Here is a 15,383-nt window from a genome sequence, read left to right as displayed (position 1 = left end):
GATTTGGGAGTTCTGCATCATCAAGTTGCTCTACGACGCGATCAAACGACAGTCGCCCGATGAACGGATTCAGGACTGATCCATGACGAATGCAGAGCAGACCGCAGCCACGGTCGACGACTCCGCGGCCGAGCCGAAGAAGCGGACACACCTACCCGGCGATTCGAGCATGTGGGTCTTCGTCCTCGGCGACCTGATCATCTTTTCGAGCTACTTCATCGTCTTCATGGTCTACCGCAACCAGGAGCGACAGCTGTTCCTGGATTCCCAGCAACACCTGAGCCTCAACATCGGCGTGCTGAACACGCTGGTGCTGCTCGCCAGTTCATGGTTCGTTGCGCGAGGCGTTCAGGCGACCCGAGCGGCTGATCACAGCCGAGCCATCCGGCTGACGGTTTCGGGCGGCCTCTGCGGCGTGTTGTTCATCGTGATCAAGGCCTACGAGTGGTCCGCGAAAATCGGCCAGGGGCTGACCTTTCCGAGCAACGACTTCTTCATGTTCTATTACATGCTGACCGGCGTGCATCTGTTCCACGTCGCGCTCGGCCTCGTCATCTTGGCCGTCGTCTTCAACGAACTTCGCAATCCGAAACTGCGCCGGGTGTCGATGGTGGAAACCGGGGCCACCTATTGGCACATGGTCGACCTGCTCTGGATCGTGATTTTCGCGCTGCTCTACGTGATGAGGTGAATCGATGGCCACGACGACAACCGATGGACGTGTCACCACCTTTGCGTGGGTCATCCTCTCCGTGCTCACCCTCACGTCCTACTGGCTGGGCCCCGCACCCGTCGCCAGTGTCGGGATCACCATCGCCGTGCTCGCGCTGGCGCTTGTCAAGTCACGCTTGGTCATCCAGTACTTCATGGAAGTACGCAGAGCCCCGAAATGGCTGCAGGTATCCACCGACGCCTGGCTCATCGTCTTATTCGCCACGATTCTCGCCATTTACCTCTACTAGAACCGTGGCCTTCACCGGGCCGGTTGAGGACCGGCTAAAGATTCGCGAGCGCCTCGACGCCTACAGCGACGCGGTGACCCGTCGCGACGTCGAGGCCTACCTGTCGTGCTGGACCGAGGACGGGCAGCGACTGGGTTCCGGCGGCGAGTGCCGCGGAAAGCCGGCCCTTCGGGCGCATTGGGACGGAATCTGGCAAGCGCTCGACCGGATGGCGTTCCTGACCCAGGTCGCGGCGATCGAAGTGGACGGGGACCGCGCGACCGCGCGGAGCTATTGCCTAGAGATTCTTCATCCACGCGGTGGCGATGTGCGCAGGCTGGTGGGGTCCTACGAGGACGAACTGGTGCGCGACGGTGCGGACTGGGTGTTCGCAAGCCGGCGCTACCAGGTGCTGATGGGACCCGGCTGACCATGGGCGGATTTCGGGTAGGCGTGCTGAACAATACGATCAATTCGCGTTACGGCCCCAAGCCACCCGTACGGGCCGACTATCTGTCGGCAGTGGCCTGCGGTGCCGACTCGTTCTGGCTGGCCGACCATTTGACCTCTGTTCTGCCACCGTCGATGTGGAAGCCGAAGTACGTGGGCGCCGCGCGCGTGATCCCAAAGATGGACGCGCATCTGGAGCCGTGGACCATGCTCGGTTATTTGGCCGCCACGAACAAGCTTGGCCGGATGCGGCTGGGCGTGGCGGTGACCGACACCGGGCGCCGCAATCCCGCCGTCACCGCACAAGCGGCGGGCACGCTTCACCTATTGACACGCGGTCGGGCCATCCTCGGGATCGGAACCGGTGAGCGAGAGAGTAACGCGCCCTATGGCGTGGACTGGTCCAAGCCGGTCGCACGTTTCGAAGAGGCGATGGCCACGATCCGTGCGTTGTGGGATTCCAACGGCGAGCTGGTCACCCGCGACTCACCGTTTTTCCCTTTGCACAACGCCACTTTCGCCCTTCCGCCGTACAAGGGCAGATGGCCGGAGATCTGGATCGCGTCACACGGGCCCCGGATGCTGCGCGCGACAGGCCGCTACGCCGATGCATGGTTCCCCGGCACCACCCGGCCCGGGCTGTACGGCGAGAATCTCAGCGTCGTGCGGACCGCCGCATCGGATGCCGGGCGCAACCCGGCCGACATCAAGCCCGCGCTCATTCGCTTCATCGTCACCAGCGAGTCCCGCGACGAGATCGACGAGGTTCTGGATTCCGACATCGCCAGAATCTTCACCCTCAACTGTCCAGCGGAGGACTGGGCCCGCCACGGTGCGGAGCATCCGCTCGGCGCGGACTTCACCGGCGTGCAGGATCTCATCCCGCAGCTGATCGATGAGGAGACCGCACTCAAATATGCGGCGACGGTACCCCGGTCGTTGGTGGCGGAGTTGTTCGCGGTGGGAACACCCGACGAGATCGTCGACCAGATAGCCGAATTCCGCGACGCCGGTTTGCGATATCTGGTGGTGGGAAACGCGGGCGCGATTCAGCCGAGCCTACGCAAGAGCGCGGAAACAACAGGACCGTACGTCAAGGCCGTGCGGGCGCTGAAGAAGCTGTAGCGCTGATGAGTCGGCTCGAGGATCAGACCGATAGCAGCGTCGCCGATGCCGTACCGGGTGCGCCGTAGACCTGTGCGAACCCGACCTTCGGCTCGCCGGGCACCTGACGGTCGCCCGCTTCGCCACGCAGCTGGCGCACCAGCTCGTGCACCTGACGCAGGCCCGAGGCGCCGATCGGCTCACCGTTGGCGATCAGCCCGCCGTCGGTGTTGACCGGCATGGTGCCGTGGATCTCGGTTGCACCGTCGGCCAGTAGCTTCTCCTGCTCACCGTCGGCGCACAGACCGGTCTCGGCCATGTGGATCACCTCCGCACCCGCGTCGGTGTCCTGCAGCTGCGCCACGTCGATGTCGTCCGGCCCGATCCCGGCGGCCTCGTATGCGGCGCGGGCGGCGTACACCGTGGGTGACGAGTCCTCCTCCAGCGGCGCGAAGGTGGCGTGCACCTCGTAAGCGCCGTAGCGGCGGGTGCGGATCTCGGTGGCCCGCACGTAGACCGGCTTATTGGTGAAGCGGTGCGCGATGTCGCCACGGCACATGACCACGGCCGCCGCACCCTCGTCGGGAGCGCAGAACATGTACTGCGTGAGCGGATAGTTCAGCACCGGCGAGTTGAGGATCTCCTCTTCCGGAATCGGCTTGCGCCGGAACGCATTCGGGTTCAGCTCGCCGTTGCGGAAATTCTTGGCCGCCACCTTGGCCAGCGTCTCCTGCGAGATGCCGTGCTTGTGGATGTAATGGTTGGCCTTCATTCCGAAGAACTTGGTGGTGACGAACTGCCCGTTCTCGGCGTACCACTGCGGCAGCGCGAGCTTGGCCGGGTCATCGGTGAACGCGCCACGAGGATGCTTGTCCAAGCCGATCGCGATGCCGATGTCGTACTTGCCCAGCCGGATGGTGTCGGCGGTCTGCTGAATTGCGCTGGCCGAGGTGGCGCAGGCATTGAAGACATTGGTGAAGGTGATGCCGGTGAGGCCGACCAGCCGCGTCACGGCGTCCGGATTGGACACCTCGTAGCTGCCGCCGAAGCCGAATTGGATGTCGGACCAGCCGACGCCGGCGTCGGTCAGCGCGGATTGGATCGCTTCGGCGCCCATCTCCATGGCTGTCTTGTCGAATCGGCCGAACGGGTGAATGCCCACGCCGATGATGGCGACGTCGTTCATAGTCGACAGTTCCTCTCTTGTCACACCGGCTGGAAGGCGAAGGTGACGAGCTCGTTGCCTTCGTCGTCGGTGGCGAAGGGCACCATGGTGAGCTCGACGTCCATGCCGAACTGCAGCTTGTCCGGGTCGTTCTCGGTGAGCCGGCCCTCGACGCGGATTACGTCGTCGAGTTGCACCAGGCCGACCCCGAACGGGATGAAGTCCTTGCCGGCGGGACCCTTGTAAGGCAGCCCCGGCGGGAAGCCCTGCGTCGTCCATGCCACGAGCGTTCCGCGGCGGGGAAGCAGCACGTCTTCCATATCGGCGCCACTGCACTTCGGGCAGCGCTGTTGGACCGGGAACGTGGTGGCGCCGCACGCGCCACAGTTGCTTCCAACGAGCTGTGGGTTGTCGTCGGGCCAGGTAGAGATCTCGGGCGCGAGCGCCTTCTGCTGAGTCGACACTCGATTGACAGTAATCGGAAATGGCATTCTCGTCTAGAGAGAACGCTTCGCTGGGTGGGATAGTGATAGTCGTGGCCGAACTGCCAGCCTTCCTCCGGGCAGGCGCCGACGCCGTCCTCGACGACGACATCGACTACGACGCCGATTTCATCCCCGACTACCACGCCCGACTCGCCGCGCTTCGTGCAGACAAGGGCATTGCCCGGCTTCGGTTTAGCTCCGGCAGTGGCATGGTGCTGCTGCGGCACGCCGACGTCTATGAGGTGGTTTCCGACGAGACCCGCTATTCGAAATCGGAGATCTTCCGGCCGGCGACCTTCCCGTTCATGGGCCCCAACATCCAGGGCTACGAGGGACACGAACACACCGTAAAGCGCGCACTGGTGTCGCCGGCCTTTCGTCGGACGATCATTCCCATCTACATGCAACCGATCTTCCGGCCGATCGCCGAAGAGATTGTGGACGAGTTCGCGGCGCTCGGCTCGGTTGACCTGATGCAGGCTTTCGCCAAAAAGTACCCGATGCGAATCACCAACCGCCTGCTCGGGATACCGCCTGATGACGAGGAGAAGATGGCGGCCTGGGCGGTCAAAATGTTGGACATACTCGCCGATCCAGACGGCGCGGTTCGCGCCAACGCCGAGTTCACTGAATATGTCGCACCGCTGCTGGACGAACGACGCCGCGATCCCGGTGACGATCTACTGTCGCTGCTGGTGTCCGAGGAGGTCGAGGGCGATCGGCTCAGTGAGGAAGAGGTGCTCAGTTTCCTTCGGCTGCTGTTCCCGGCCGGGGTGGACACCACCTGGCTGACCTTGGGCACGCTGATGTACGCCGTGCTGCAGCAGCCCGAGGTGCACGAGCGTCTGATAGACGACGAAACCGAGCGGTACTGGGCGGTCGAGGAGGGGCTGCGCTGGGGATCATCGGTCGCGATGGAGCCGCGGATGACGCTGCAGGACGTCGTCATCGGCGGCGTCGAGGTCCCTGCGGGTGAGATGGTGCGGTGCTTCATCCCAGTGGCCAACCGGGATCCCGACGTCTTCGAAGACCCCGATCGGTGGAACCTGGACCGGCGCCCACGCACCCATATCGCATTCGGGCGCGGTCGCCATGTCTGCCTCGGAGCGTCGCTTGCCCGAGGCGAACTGGCCGTCGCCCTCGACGTGCTGCTGCGCCGGCTGCCCGGCCTTCGGCTGGTCGAGGAGCCCCGCATTACCGGAGCGATCCTGCGAGGGCCGCGGTCGCTCAAAGTCCAGTGGGCCTGCTGATGCGTCGCCCCGTGGACGAGGACAAGGCACAGATCGTCGACGTTCTGACCCGGTACGCAACGGGAATCGACTCGAAGGACTGGCCCCTGTTTCGCAGCTGCTGGACCGACGAAGTCGACCTCGACTACGGCGAGATCGGACATTTCACCGACCCTGACGCCTTCACCGACCTGTTCGCGCAGGTGCACAACCCGATGGGGCCCACCTATCACCGATTGTCGAACTTCGTCGTTGCCACCTATGGCGACACGGCCACGGCGCGGACCTACGTGCACGCCGTGCTCATGGTGACTCCCGGCGATAACGCCCCCTGGGTCGACGTCGTCGGTCACTACGACGACGAGTTGGTGCGGGCCGCAGACGGATGGCGTATCCGCCACCGGGTCACCCACACCTCGCGGATGCTCACAGGCGGCAATCTCGCCGGCCCGGCCACGGACGGAGGAGTGCAGGCATGACCGACTTCGCGCAAAAGTACGGAAGATGGGCCATGATTGCCGGCGCGTCCGAGGGCGTCGGCGCCAGCCTGGCCGATCAATTGGCCTCGCGCGGCCTGGATCTCGTCCTGATCGCGCGCAACGAGAAGCTGCTCAACCAGGTGGCAGACCGACTGCGTGAACGTCACGGTGTCGAGGTCCGCACGCTGGTTCAGGATCTCACCGACGCCGACATCGGCGAACGTCTGGCTGATGCCACCGAAGGCCTCGAGGTGGGGTTGGTCGTCTACAACGCCGGCGCCGCCAACCGGACCACGGAGTTTCTCGAGGAGGATTTCGACTACTCGCTTCGGCAGATCAAGCTGGCGTGCATCGGCCCGGTCGCATTGGCGCGGCACTTCGCTCCCGCGATGCGCGATCGCGGTCACGGGGGAATCGTGCTGGTGGGTTCGCTGGCCTGCTTGGCCGGGGCGGCGCATATCGCCGTCTACTCCGCGGTGAAGGCGTTCAATGTCAATCTCGCGGAAGGGCTTTGGGCGGAATTGCAGCCGCACGGTGTCGATGTGTGCTGCACGCCGTTGGGCACCACCTACACCGAGGCGATGGAACGCCTGGGCGTCGAGTACGACCCGGATCGCGACATGCGGTCCGAGGACGCCGCGCGAGAGATCATCGACAACATCGGCAACGGGCCGACCTTTGTTGTGGGCGAAATCAATCGGACAATGGCGTCGTATGTGTGGACAGTGGACCGACGAAACCTGGTTCAGATGATGAGTGCGGCCTCCGCCGACTTCGACGCCACTCGCGTGGGTCACTGATGCGGGCGGTGGTGTTGCGTGGCGGCCGGCTGGAGGTGCGGGAGACGGCCGACCCGGTACCGGGGCCCGGAGAGCTTCTGATCAAACCGCTCAGCGCGGCGATCTGCGCGTCCGACGTGCACTACATGGATCACCCGAACTCCGCGCCGCGGTTCGTCTGGGACTCTGACCGCGACACGGTGATGGGCCACGAGTTCGTCGGCGAGGTGGTCGGCCACGGCCCGGACTGTTCGGGCGACTTTCCGCTCGGCGCGCGCGTCACCAGCATGCCGCTGCTGATCCGCGCCGGCGAAGAGCCGCACGTGATCGGGCACGACCCGGACGCGCCGGGGGCATTCGGCGAGCTGATGGTCGTGTCGGAGGTGATGTCCCGCACGGTGCCCGACGGCGTGCCGAATGACGCGGTCGCGGTGGTGGACGCGTTCGCGGTGGGGGAGTTCTACGTTCGCTGTTCGGGTATCGGGCCCGGTGAGCTGCCGCTGGTCATCGGCGCGGGCGCCATCGGCCTGTCGACGGTGGCCGCGCTGTCCGCCCGCGGCGTCAAGCCGATCGTGGTGTCCGATTACAGCGATGACAGGCTCTCGTATGCCAAGAAGTTCGGCGCGGACGTTCTGGTAAACCCGGACACCCGCGATCCATACGCTCTCTGGCGGGAAACGTTCAGGAGCAACAATTTTCAGACCACACAGGTCATCTTCGAATGCGTCGGCGCGAACGGCCTGCTGCAGACCGTGGTCGAATCGTGCGAGTTCATGGCGAGGCTCTACGTCGCGGGCGGGTGGTATGACGCGGGCACGATCGATTGCACCGACGCCACCCACAAGGGAATGACGATCCAGTTCGGCGGCGGCCCGCACCCGCAGGACTGGTACGGCACGCTCGACGCGGTGGCCGACGGCCGGCTGGATCCGTCGCCCAGCATCGGCAGAACCATCGGCCTCGACGACGTGCCCGAGGCCATCGGACTAGTGCGCAAAGGGCAGGGTCCGCCGCGTGTCGTCGTGCATCCGACGGGCGGATAGTTCACTCTGCGTTGACGGCGCGTGTTACTCGCACTTCGTCGCCCTAGACGCAAAGTCGACGGCTTGTCGGTGGGTGATGGCAGCCTGCCGCCATGGGGGAGGAGCAACCGTTCATCGGCAGTGAGGCGCTGGTCTCGGGTGCGGTGACTCGGCATGAACTGCGCAGGTACTACCGGACGTTGATGCCAAACGTTTATCTGAGCAAACGGGTGCAGCCGTCGCTTCGGGACCGCACCGTCGCCGCTTGGTTGTGGTCGCGACGGCAAGCAGTGGTGGCGGGCCTCGCCGCGGCGGCACTGCACGGCGCGAGATGGGTCGACGGCGACGCGCCGGTCGAGTTGATCTGGCGCAACGCGAGAGCTCCAGAGGGCGTCGTGGCTCGCGACGAGCTGCTGTTCGAGGAGGAGACTCAACAGCTCAACGGCATCACGGTGACGACACCGGAGCGGACGGCATTCGATCTCGGCAGACGCGACCGGATCGGCCATGCGGTCGAACGACTGGACGCGCTGGCTCGCGCCACCGACTTCAAGGTGCCGGCGGTCGAGGAGCTGGCGGCCAAGCATCGGCATGCGCGTGGTCTGCGTCAGCTCGAAGCTGCGCTCAGTTTGGTTGACGCCGGCGCTGAGTCGCCGAAAGAGACTTCGTTGCGGCTCTTGCTGATTCGCGCCGGATACCCTCGACCGCAGACCCAGATTCCCGTTTTAAGCGCGGACGGCTATCGCCGCTACTACCTGGATATGGGTTGGGAGGACTTGATGTTGGCAGTCGAATACGACGGTGATCACCATCGCGTGGACCGAGTCCAATTCGCCTATGACATCGAACGCTCAGAGGACATCGATCAGCTGGGTTGGCTGGTGGTCAGGGTGGTGGCCCGCAGTCGGCCGGCCGACATATTGCGTCGAGTCCGGCGCGCTTGGGACGCCCGAACTCGATGATTCTGCGCTGATGGCGGCAGTTACTCGCACTTTCGCGCCATAGGTGCAGAGTCAACGCAAGTACTTATACTTACTTGTCGCGCTTCATTACCTTGTCCGCGGCGGCCCAGTGCTCGTCCGAAACCCACAGCCGCGCAAAGGCCGCGACGGCTTCGGTGGTGGACACCCCGCGCATCACTCGCTTGATCTCACCCGCCGGTCGGGTCGCCAGCGAGTGGGTGATGGCACGCCACTGCTCACCGAACGACTCACGGGGTAGCACCCGGTCCACCAGTCCGATGCGTTCGGCCTCGGCCGCCTCCAGCACGGTGCCGGTGCCCGCCAGTAGCAGCGCCTTGCTGTAGCCCACCAGTTCGACCAGCCGCTCGGCGCCGCCCCATGCGGGCATGATGGCCAGCGCCACCTGAGTGAAACCGATCTTGATGTCGTCGGCGGCCAGCCGGATGTCGGCTGCCACCGCGAACTCGGCGCCGCCGCCGAGCGCATGCCCGTTCAGCGCGGCGATGGTCGGGGTGGGAAAGCCCGCGATCCGATCGCAGATGGAGCGCATTCGCCACGCCATGGCCGAGGCGTCGAGCTCGGTCCTGATCGCGGCCAGTTCCTTGAGATCGCCGCCCGAAACGAAGGCCCGGTCACCCGCTCCTGTGATGACGAGCGCCTGGGCGCCTTCCGCCCCGTCAAGCGCCTTATCCAGCTGGTCCATCGTCTCGAGCGAGATGGCGTTGCGCGCATGCGGGCGGTCGATGGTGATGACCGCCAGACCGTCGTCCAGCTCTAGGTCAACCATTGTTCATTCTCCACCTGCGGTATTGGCATTCTCGTGAATGGAGAATAGCATCGCCAGCGAGGCGGAGGTGCTGCGACATACATGCGAAATATCCCCGTTGAGCTGACAAAACGGTACGAGAAGGCGGGGTGGTGGACCCCCGAAACTCTGGGCGAGCTGCTGGCGCATGGTCTGCAGGCCAACCCGGAGACCGGCTTCTGGGTGCACTCCGACGTCCGGCCGTTCGCGGGGACATTCGCCGACGTCGAGATGCAGGCCCGTCGACTGGCCGCCGGTCTGCGCAAACGCGGTGTCGGGCCCGGCGATGTGGTGGCTCTGCAACTGCCGAACTGGATGGAAGCCGCCGCGTCGTTCTGGGCGTCGGCGTTCCTCGGTGCGGTGGTGGTGCCGATCGTGCACTTCTACGGCCGCAAGGAACTGACCCACATCCTGTCCACCGCGCGGCCGAAGGTGTTCATCACCGCCGAGGAGTTCGGACGGATGAAATACCAGCCGGACCTGTGCTCGGACGTACCGATCATCGGTCTGGTGGGAGGCAACTTCGACAAGTTGCTCGACGACGAGCCGATGAAAGGCACGGTCCCGGCCGACCCCGCGAGCCCGGCGCTGATCGCCTTCACGTCCGGCACGACCAGCGATCCCAAGGGCGTCGTCCACAGCCATCGGACCCTCGGCTGCGAAACCCGCCAGCTGCTGGCGAATTACCCACAGGACCGCGGCAGGCAGCTCACCGCCACACCCGTCGGTCACTTCATCGGCATGCTCGGTGCATTTCTGATCCCGGTGCTGGAGGGCGCCTCGATCGATCTGTGCGATGTGTGGGACCCCGGCAAGGTGCTAAAGCTCATCGAGACCGATGGCCTGTCCGTCGGCGGCGGACCGCCGTACTTTGTCACCAGCCTGCTCGACCATCCGGACTGCACCGCCGAACACATGTCGAACTTCAAGACCGTGGGTCTCGGCGGCTCGACGGTGCCCGCCGCGGTCACTCGCCGGCTCGCCGACATGGGCATCTTCGTTTTCCGTTCCTACGGCAGTTCCGAACACCCGTCGATCACCGGCTCGACTCCCGACGCGCCGGAGGAGAAACGGCTCTACACCGACGGCAACCCGCGGCCCGGGGTGGAGATCCGGCTGGGGCCAGACGGCGAGATCTTCAGCCGGGGACCGGATTTGTGCCTCGGCTACACCGACGACGAATTGACCGAGCGGGCCTTCGACTCCGACGGCTGGTATCGCACCGGCGACGTCGGCGTGCTCGACGAGGACGGCTATCTGACCATCACCGACCGCAAGGCCGACGTCATCATCCGTGGCGGCGAGAACATCAGCGCGCTCGAGGTCGAGGAGGTGCTGCTGAAGATGCCCGCCGTCGCCGAGGCCGTGGTGGTGTCCGCGCCCGACACCCGGCTCGGCGAGCACGCCGCCGCTGTCCTGCGGGTGAAAGCGGGCCAATCCATGCCGACGATGGCCGAGGTGCGCGAGCGCTTCGAGCGGGCCGGGGTGGCCAAGCAGAAATGGCCCGAGGAACTGCACGAAGTCGACGACTATCCGCGCACCGCGAGCGGCAAGGTGCAGAAGTTTCTGGTCCGGCAGAGGATTGCCACCCAACCAAGATGAGAATAGGATTCTCCCAAGAAGAAAAGGAGTGTTCCATGGGCCAACTGTCGCATCGGGTCGACATACCGTTTCCGCTGTTCGACGCGGACAACCACCTCTACGAGCCGGAAGAGGCGCTGACCAAGTTCCTGCCCAAGGAGTACCAGGACGTCGTTCAGTACGTGCAGGTCAACGGCCGCACCAAGATCGCGCTGCGCGGTCAGATCAGCAACTACATCCCGAACCCCACTTTCTCGGTGGTCGCGAAACCCGGCGCGTGGGAGGAGTACTTCAAGTACGGCAATCCGGACGGCAAGAGTAAGCGCGAGCTCTTCGGCGAGCCGATGCGCGCGATCCCGGCGTTCTTCGAGCCCGGTCCGCGTCTGGAGCTGATGAACGAGCTCGGCCTGGACCGCTCGCTGATGTTTCCGACGCTGGCCAGCCTGGTTGAGGAGCGGCTGCGCGACGACCCGGTCGCGATCCACGTCATCGTGCACGCGCTGAACGAGTGGCTCGACGACGTCTGGGGGTTCAACTACCAGAACCGCATCTTCACCACCCCGGTGATCACCCTGCCCATCGTCGAGAAGGCCATCGAGGAGCTGGACTGGGTGGTCAAGCGCGGTGCCCGCGTCATCCTGATCCGTCCGGCCCCGGTGCCCGGTTTCCGCGGGCCGCGGTCGTTCGCCCTGCCCGAGTTCGATCCGTTCTGGCAGAAGTGTGTCGAACACGACGTGCTGGTCGCGATGCACTCCAGCGACAGCGGCTACTCCCGCTACACCTCCGAGTGGGACGGCGCCGCCCAAGAGATGTTGCCCTTCCAGACCAACGCGATGGCCATTCTCAACGAGTGGCGCCCGGTTCAGGATGCGGTGGGCTCGTGGGTGATTCACGGCGCGCTGTTCCGATTCCCGACGCTCAAGGTCGCGGTCATCGAGGCCGGGTCGAAGTGGATGTTCCCGCTGCTGGACGGCATGGCCGAGGTTTACAAGAAAGCCCCCGAGGCCTTCCCCAGCAACCCGATCGAGGAGATCAAGAACCGCATCCACGTCAGCCCGTTCTACGAGGAGGGCATCGACGACCTGGTCAATCTCATCGGCGTGGACCGCGTGCTCTACGGGTCGGACTACCCGCATCCGGAAGGGCTTGCGGAGCCGACGCACTATGTGACTGCGCTCGAGCACCTTCCCGTTGAGGATCAGGAAAAGATCATGGGCGGCAACCTCGGTCGCCTCGTCACGGTGTGACGAACCCTCAACCGTGGCAAACCATCCCCGAGATGGTCTTGAGCACGGCGGACCGCTTCGGCGATGCGGAAGCGGTCGTCGACGGTCCGCTGCGCCTAACCTTCACCGAGCTTGTGGATCGGATTCGTTGCGCCGCAGGCGCATTCGCCGAACTCGGCATCAACAAGGGGGAGCGGGTCGCGATCTGGGCGCCCAACTCCGCGGAGTGGATGATCGCGGCGTTCGGGTTGCTCACCGCCGGCGGCGTGCTGGTTCCCGTCAACACGAGATTCAAGACGGAGGAAGCGGCCGACATCATCGGACGCAGCGGAGCAAAGGCGGTCCTGACTCAGAAGGGATTCCTGGGCCTGGACTACACCGCACCCGCCGGTGTGCCGGTCATCGACCTGAAGTCCGACTTCCTGTCCAGCGGTTCGCCGTTCGCGCGCGAGGTGACCGGTACCGACGTCTCCGACGTCATCTATACGTCGGGCACCACCGGCAGGCCCAAGGGCGTGATGATGAATCACCGCCAGAATCTTCGCCTCTACGCCGAATGGTGTGAGCTGGCCGACCTGCGCGAGGGCGACCGCTACCTGATGGTCAACCCGTACTTCCACACCTTCGGGTACAAGGCGGGGCTGATCGCGTCGTTCATCCGTGGCGCGACGATGGTGCCGGTACCCGTCTTCGACGTCGACCGCGCGGTGGAACTCATTGCGGCCGAGCGGATCACCATGCTTCCCGGCCCGCCCACGCTGTATCACGCACTGTTGGCCGTCGAGGACAAGGGCAAGTTGTCGACGTTGCGTGCCGGTGTCACCGGTGCCGCGGACATCCCCGTCGAGTTGGTCCGGCGGGTGCACGAGGAACTGCCGTTCCAGACGTTGGCGACGGGTTACGGCCTGACCGAGGCGGGCACCGTAACGCTGTCCCGACCCGGCGACTCGTTCGAGGACATCGCCACCACTGCGGGTGTGGCGTGCGACGGCATCGAGGTCCGCATCGCCGACGACGGCGAAGTGCTGGTGCGTGGCTACAGCGTGATGCAGGGCTATCTCGACGATCCCGTCGCGACCGCCGAGGCGATCGATGCCGACGGCTGGTTGCACACCGGCGACCTCGGCACCCTCAACGAGGCGGGCCGGCTGCGCATCGTGGGCCGCAAGAAAGACATGTTCATCGTCGGCGGCTTCAACGCCTATCCCGCCGAGATCGAAGGCTTCCTGCTCGAGCATCCCGCGGTCGGCCAGGCGGCGGTGATCGGTGTGCCCGACGACCGCCTCGGACAGGTCGGCAAGGCGTTTGTGGTGCTCAAGGATGCCGCGACGGCGGAGGAGCTGATCGCCTGGAGCCGGGACCGAATGGCTGGCTTCAAGGTGCCGCGGTACGTAGAGTTTCTCGACGAGCTGCCGCTGAACGCGACAGGCAAAGTGATGAAGGACCAGTTGATCAACCAGCAGCGCTGAGCGCCACAGCACGTAAATAGCATTTCCGCAGGAAGTGCGCTTCTTCGGAAGGTCTGTGCATCCTGTATGGTCGCGGCGATACCCAAAATAGAAAATGTCATTCTCATTAGCGGTGCCTATCGGACAGGAGGTCGTATGCGGTCCCGGAAGCAGCCCCCGCCGGAGCCGAACGGCGACCAAGTCGACGTCCCGCCCAAGGAAGGCGATTCCGCGGCAGCCGACGCGCTTGCCCTTGCCGAGGAGGCGGAGGCCGAGGCCACCGAAGCGGAGGCGGTCGCCGCGGCGGCCCGTGCCCGCGCTCGAGCCATCCGGATGCGCCGGGAGACCGCAGCGGCGGAAGCGGTATCCGAGACTGAAACGTCAGACGTCGACACCGCCGTCGACGACTCCGACGTCGACGACTCCGACGTCGAGGAATCCGACGAAAGCGATGCCGTTTTCGTGGATGTCGCGGAGGAACCGGCTGCCAAGCGGCGACGGCTCCGGATACCGCGCCCGCAGTGGAAGGTGGTGGCCGCGGCAGCGGCGATCCTCGCCATCTGTGGTCTGCTGGCGGCCAGCGGATACATGACGTGGTTTCATCGGCAGACCCAAGCCGAACAACAGCGGACCGCCGAATTCTCCGCGGCGGCACGCCAGAATGTCGTGACGTTGATGTCGCTGGATTTCAATCGGGCGGCAGAGGACGTGCAGCGCATCATCGACAGTTCCACCGGGCAGTTCAAGCAGGACTTCGAAAACACCGCACAAGACTTCATCGATGTTGCAAAGGAATCCAAGGCGGTCACCGAGACCACCGTGAATGCGACCGCGGTGAAGTCGATGGATGACAACACGGCGACCGTCCTGGTCGCGGCCAGCTCGCGGGTCACGAATGCCGCCGGCGCCAAGCAGGAGCCCCGGTCATGGCGGCTGAGCGTGAACCTGGCCAGGGAAGGCGACCAGATCAAGATGTCGAAAGTCGAGTTCGTACCGTGACCGCCGAAGAGGGCACCGAAGTGGCCGACGTCGAGGCCCCGGCGCGGCCGTGGCCGCAAAGGATTCGGGCGCAGTGGGCCGCGATCGTGCTGACGCTGCTTCTCATTGCCTCCGCGGCGGTGACATCATGGCTGTTCTTTTTCCGGTTGCTCCCGGATCGCGAGGTCGGCGACGCCGCCGAGCAGTCGGCGATCCAGGCCGCAAAAGACGGCACGGTCGCGCTGCTGTCGTATTCGCCGGAAACGCTCGACAAAGACTTCGCCGCCGCGAGGAGCAAGCTCACCGGCGACTTCCTGTCCTATTACACGCAGTTCACCGAGCAGATCGTCACGCCGGCGGCCAAGCAGAAATCGGTGAAGACCACCGCGTCGGTCGTCCAGGCGGCGGTGTCTGAGCTGCACCCGGATTTGGCGGTCGTGCTGGTGTTCATCAACCAGATCACCCAAAGCTCGGGACTGCCTGAACCGAGCGTGACGGTCAGCAGTGTGCGGGTCAGCCTGAAGAAGGTCGACGGCGCTTGGCTCATTTCGTCGTTCGACCCGGTGTAGCCGCGTGCTCGGCCGTGCTTGTCGTTGACCTCGGCGACTTGCCGACCTGTTCGCCGGCACCGGACGCGTCGAGCCTGGTGCTGGCGGTCGGATCCGCCGACGACATCGCCTCGCCGTCGGCGCAACCCTGGCTGCAGCACGGCACCTTGACCCTCAGCGC

General features: G+C 65.0%; 17 protein-coding genes. 14 read left to right on the top strand and 3 right to left on the bottom strand.

What is annotated here, in order from left to right:
• Positions 1-82: 82 nt before the first annotated feature.
• The 4 genes from ACRDU5_RS23305 to ACRDU5_RS23290 are packed head-to-tail and all read left to right on the top strand — an operon-like array spanning position 83 to position 2,516.
• On the top strand, positions 83-691 hold the full coding sequence (locus ACRDU5_RS23305; RefSeq protein WP_526617358.1) for a cytochrome c oxidase subunit 3 family protein: 609 nt from the start codon (positions 83-85) through the stop codon (positions 689-691).
• A 4-nt stretch (positions 692-695) separates the two neighbouring features.
• Complete coding sequence (locus ACRDU5_RS23300) at positions 696-962, top strand: cytochrome C oxidase subunit IV family protein (protein ID WP_526617357.1); 267 nt, start codon at positions 696-698, stop codon at positions 960-962.
• Between the two features lie 4 nt (positions 963-966).
• Positions 967-1,371: a nuclear transport factor 2 family protein gene (locus ACRDU5_RS23295; RefSeq protein ID WP_526617356.1), complete on the top strand. Its 405-nt coding sequence runs from the start codon at positions 967-969 to the stop codon at positions 1,369-1,371.
• Between the two features lie 2 nt (positions 1,372-1,373).
• Positions 1,374-2,516 carry an LLM class flavin-dependent oxidoreductase gene (locus ACRDU5_RS23290; protein WP_526617355.1) on the top strand — a complete coding sequence of 381 codons (1,143 nt, stop codon included), beginning with the start codon at positions 1,374-1,376 and terminating at the stop codon, positions 2,514-2,516.
• Between the two features lie 22 nt (positions 2,517-2,538).
• On the opposite strand, the gene ACRDU5_RS23285 is transcribed toward ACRDU5_RS23290, so the two are convergent.
• Positions 2,539-3,681 carry a thiolase family protein gene (locus tag ACRDU5_RS23285; protein ID WP_526617354.1) on the bottom strand — a complete coding sequence of 381 codons (1,143 nt, stop codon included), beginning with the start codon at positions 3,679-3,681 and terminating at the stop codon, positions 2,539-2,541.
• Between the two features lie 20 nt (positions 3,682-3,701).
• Positions 3,702-4,151: a Zn-ribbon domain-containing OB-fold protein gene (locus ACRDU5_RS23280; protein ID WP_526617353.1), complete on the bottom strand. Its 450-nt coding sequence runs from the start codon at positions 4,149-4,151 to the stop codon at positions 3,702-3,704.
• A gap of 44 nt (positions 4,152-4,195) precedes the next feature.
• Between ACRDU5_RS23280 and ACRDU5_RS23275 the strand changes: the two genes are divergently transcribed.
• The 5 genes from ACRDU5_RS23275 to ACRDU5_RS23255 all read left to right on the top strand — a co-directional run bounded on the left by ACRDU5_RS23275 (position 4,196) and on the right by ACRDU5_RS23255 (position 8,616).
• Positions 4,196-5,395 carry a cytochrome P450 gene (locus tag ACRDU5_RS23275; RefSeq protein ID WP_526617352.1) on the top strand — a complete coding sequence of 400 codons (1,200 nt, stop codon included), beginning with the start codon at positions 4,196-4,198 and terminating at the stop codon, positions 5,393-5,395.
• A complete protein-coding gene (locus tag ACRDU5_RS23270; protein ID WP_526617351.1) occupies positions 5,395-5,853 on the top strand; it encodes a nuclear transport factor 2 family protein in 459 nt (152 codons plus the stop codon). The genes ACRDU5_RS23275 and ACRDU5_RS23270 overlap by 1 nt, the downstream gene beginning before the upstream one ends.
• Positions 5,850-6,653, top strand: coding sequence for an SDR family NAD(P)-dependent oxidoreductase (locus tag ACRDU5_RS23265; protein ID WP_526617350.1), 804 nt, complete (start codon positions 5,850-5,852; stop codon positions 6,651-6,653). Before ACRDU5_RS23270 ends, ACRDU5_RS23265 begins: the two co-directional genes overlap by 4 nt.
• Positions 6,653-7,675: a zinc-binding dehydrogenase gene (locus ACRDU5_RS23260; RefSeq protein ID WP_526617349.1), complete on the top strand. Its 1,023-nt coding sequence runs from the start codon at positions 6,653-6,655 to the stop codon at positions 7,673-7,675. Before ACRDU5_RS23265 ends, ACRDU5_RS23260 begins: the two co-directional genes overlap by 1 nt.
• Before the next feature lie 92 nt (positions 7,676-7,767).
• Complete coding sequence (locus tag ACRDU5_RS23255; protein WP_526617348.1) at positions 7,768-8,616, top strand: putative endonuclease domain-containing protein; 849 nt, start codon at positions 7,768-7,770, stop codon at positions 8,614-8,616.
• A 70-nt stretch (positions 8,617-8,686) separates the two neighbouring features.
• Here ACRDU5_RS23255 and ACRDU5_RS23250 read toward each other — a convergent pair whose 3' ends face one another.
• Entirely contained in the window at positions 8,687-9,403 is a 717-nt protein-coding gene (locus tag ACRDU5_RS23250) for an enoyl-CoA hydratase/isomerase family protein (RefSeq protein ID WP_526617347.1), read from the bottom strand.
• Between the two features lie 81 nt (positions 9,404-9,484).
• Between ACRDU5_RS23250 and ACRDU5_RS23245 the strand changes: the two genes are divergently transcribed.
• The 5 genes from ACRDU5_RS23245 to ACRDU5_RS23225 all read left to right on the top strand — a co-directional run bounded on the left by ACRDU5_RS23245 (position 9,485) and on the right by ACRDU5_RS23225 (position 15,223).
• Positions 9,485-11,023 carry an AMP-binding protein gene (locus tag ACRDU5_RS23245; protein ID WP_526617346.1) on the top strand — a complete coding sequence of 513 codons (1,539 nt, stop codon included), beginning with the start codon at positions 9,485-9,487 and terminating at the stop codon, positions 11,021-11,023.
• A gap of 35 nt (positions 11,024-11,058) precedes the next feature.
• On the top strand, positions 11,059-12,249 hold the full coding sequence (locus ACRDU5_RS23240; protein WP_526617345.1) for an amidohydrolase family protein: 1,191 nt from the start codon (positions 11,059-11,061) through the stop codon (positions 12,247-12,249).
• Positions 12,246-13,697 (top strand): FadD3 family acyl-CoA ligase, encoded by a 1,452-nt coding sequence (locus ACRDU5_RS23235; RefSeq protein ID WP_526617344.1) that lies wholly within the window; start codon positions 12,246-12,248, stop codon positions 13,695-13,697. The genes ACRDU5_RS23240 and ACRDU5_RS23235 overlap by 4 nt, the downstream gene beginning before the upstream one ends.
• Before the next feature lie 135 nt (positions 13,698-13,832).
• The gene (locus tag ACRDU5_RS23230) at positions 13,833-14,675 is read left to right on the top strand and encodes an Rv1363c family protein (RefSeq protein ID WP_526617343.1); all 843 of its coding nucleotides are present in this window, start codon (positions 13,833-13,835) and stop codon (positions 14,673-14,675) included.
• Positions 14,603-15,223, top strand: coding sequence for a twin-arginine translocation pathway signal (locus ACRDU5_RS23225; protein WP_526617342.1), 621 nt, complete (start codon positions 14,603-14,605; stop codon positions 15,221-15,223). The genes ACRDU5_RS23230 and ACRDU5_RS23225 overlap by 73 nt, the downstream gene beginning before the upstream one ends.
• Positions 15,224-15,383 lie beyond the last annotated feature (160 nt).

Source organism: Mycobacterium sp., from assembly GCF_050701515.1.
Taxonomy (GTDB): domain Bacteria; phylum Actinomycetota; class Actinomycetes; order Mycobacteriales; family Mycobacteriaceae; genus Mycobacterium.
The sequence above is the reverse complement of the archived record's forward strand: the minus strand, read 5'-3'. Positions and strand labels throughout refer to the sequence as shown.

Coding starts and splice junctions, on each gene's coding strand:
- ACRDU5_RS23305 (WP_526617358.1), top strand. CDS start 83: ATGACGAATGCAGAGCAGACCGCAGCCACGGTCGACGACTCCGCGGCC.
- ACRDU5_RS23300 (WP_526617357.1), top strand. CDS start 696: ATGGCCACGACGACAACCGATGGACGTGTCACCACCTTTGCGTGGGTC.
- ACRDU5_RS23290 (WP_526617355.1), top strand. CDS start 1,374: ATGGGCGGATTTCGGGTAGGCGTGCTGAACAATACGATCAATTCGCGT.
- ACRDU5_RS23285 (WP_526617354.1), bottom strand. CDS start 3,681: ATGAACGACGTCGCCATCATCGGCGTGGGCATTCACCCGTTCGGCCGA.
- ACRDU5_RS23280 (WP_526617353.1), bottom strand. CDS start 4,151: ATGCCATTTCCGATTACTGTCAATCGAGTGTCGACTCAGCAGAAGGCG.
- ACRDU5_RS23270 (WP_526617351.1), top strand. CDS start 5,395: ATGCGTCGCCCCGTGGACGAGGACAAGGCACAGATCGTCGACGTTCTG.
- ACRDU5_RS23265 (WP_526617350.1), top strand. CDS start 5,850: ATGACCGACTTCGCGCAAAAGTACGGAAGATGGGCCATGATTGCCGGC.
- ACRDU5_RS23260 (WP_526617349.1), top strand. CDS start 6,653: ATGCGGGCGGTGGTGTTGCGTGGCGGCCGGCTGGAGGTGCGGGAGACG.
- ACRDU5_RS23255 (WP_526617348.1), top strand. CDS start 7,768: ATGGGGGAGGAGCAACCGTTCATCGGCAGTGAGGCGCTGGTCTCGGGT.
- ACRDU5_RS23250 (WP_526617347.1), bottom strand. CDS start 9,403: ATGGTTGACCTAGAGCTGGACGACGGTCTGGCGGTCATCACCATCGAC.
- ACRDU5_RS23245 (WP_526617346.1), top strand. CDS start 9,485: ATGCGAAATATCCCCGTTGAGCTGACAAAACGGTACGAGAAGGCGGGG.
- ACRDU5_RS23240 (WP_526617345.1), top strand. CDS start 11,059: ATGGGCCAACTGTCGCATCGGGTCGACATACCGTTTCCGCTGTTCGAC.
- ACRDU5_RS23230 (WP_526617343.1), top strand. CDS start 13,833: ATGCGGTCCCGGAAGCAGCCCCCGCCGGAGCCGAACGGCGACCAAGTC.
- ACRDU5_RS23225 (WP_526617342.1), top strand. CDS start 14,603: ATGGCGGCTGAGCGTGAACCTGGCCAGGGAAGGCGACCAGATCAAGAT.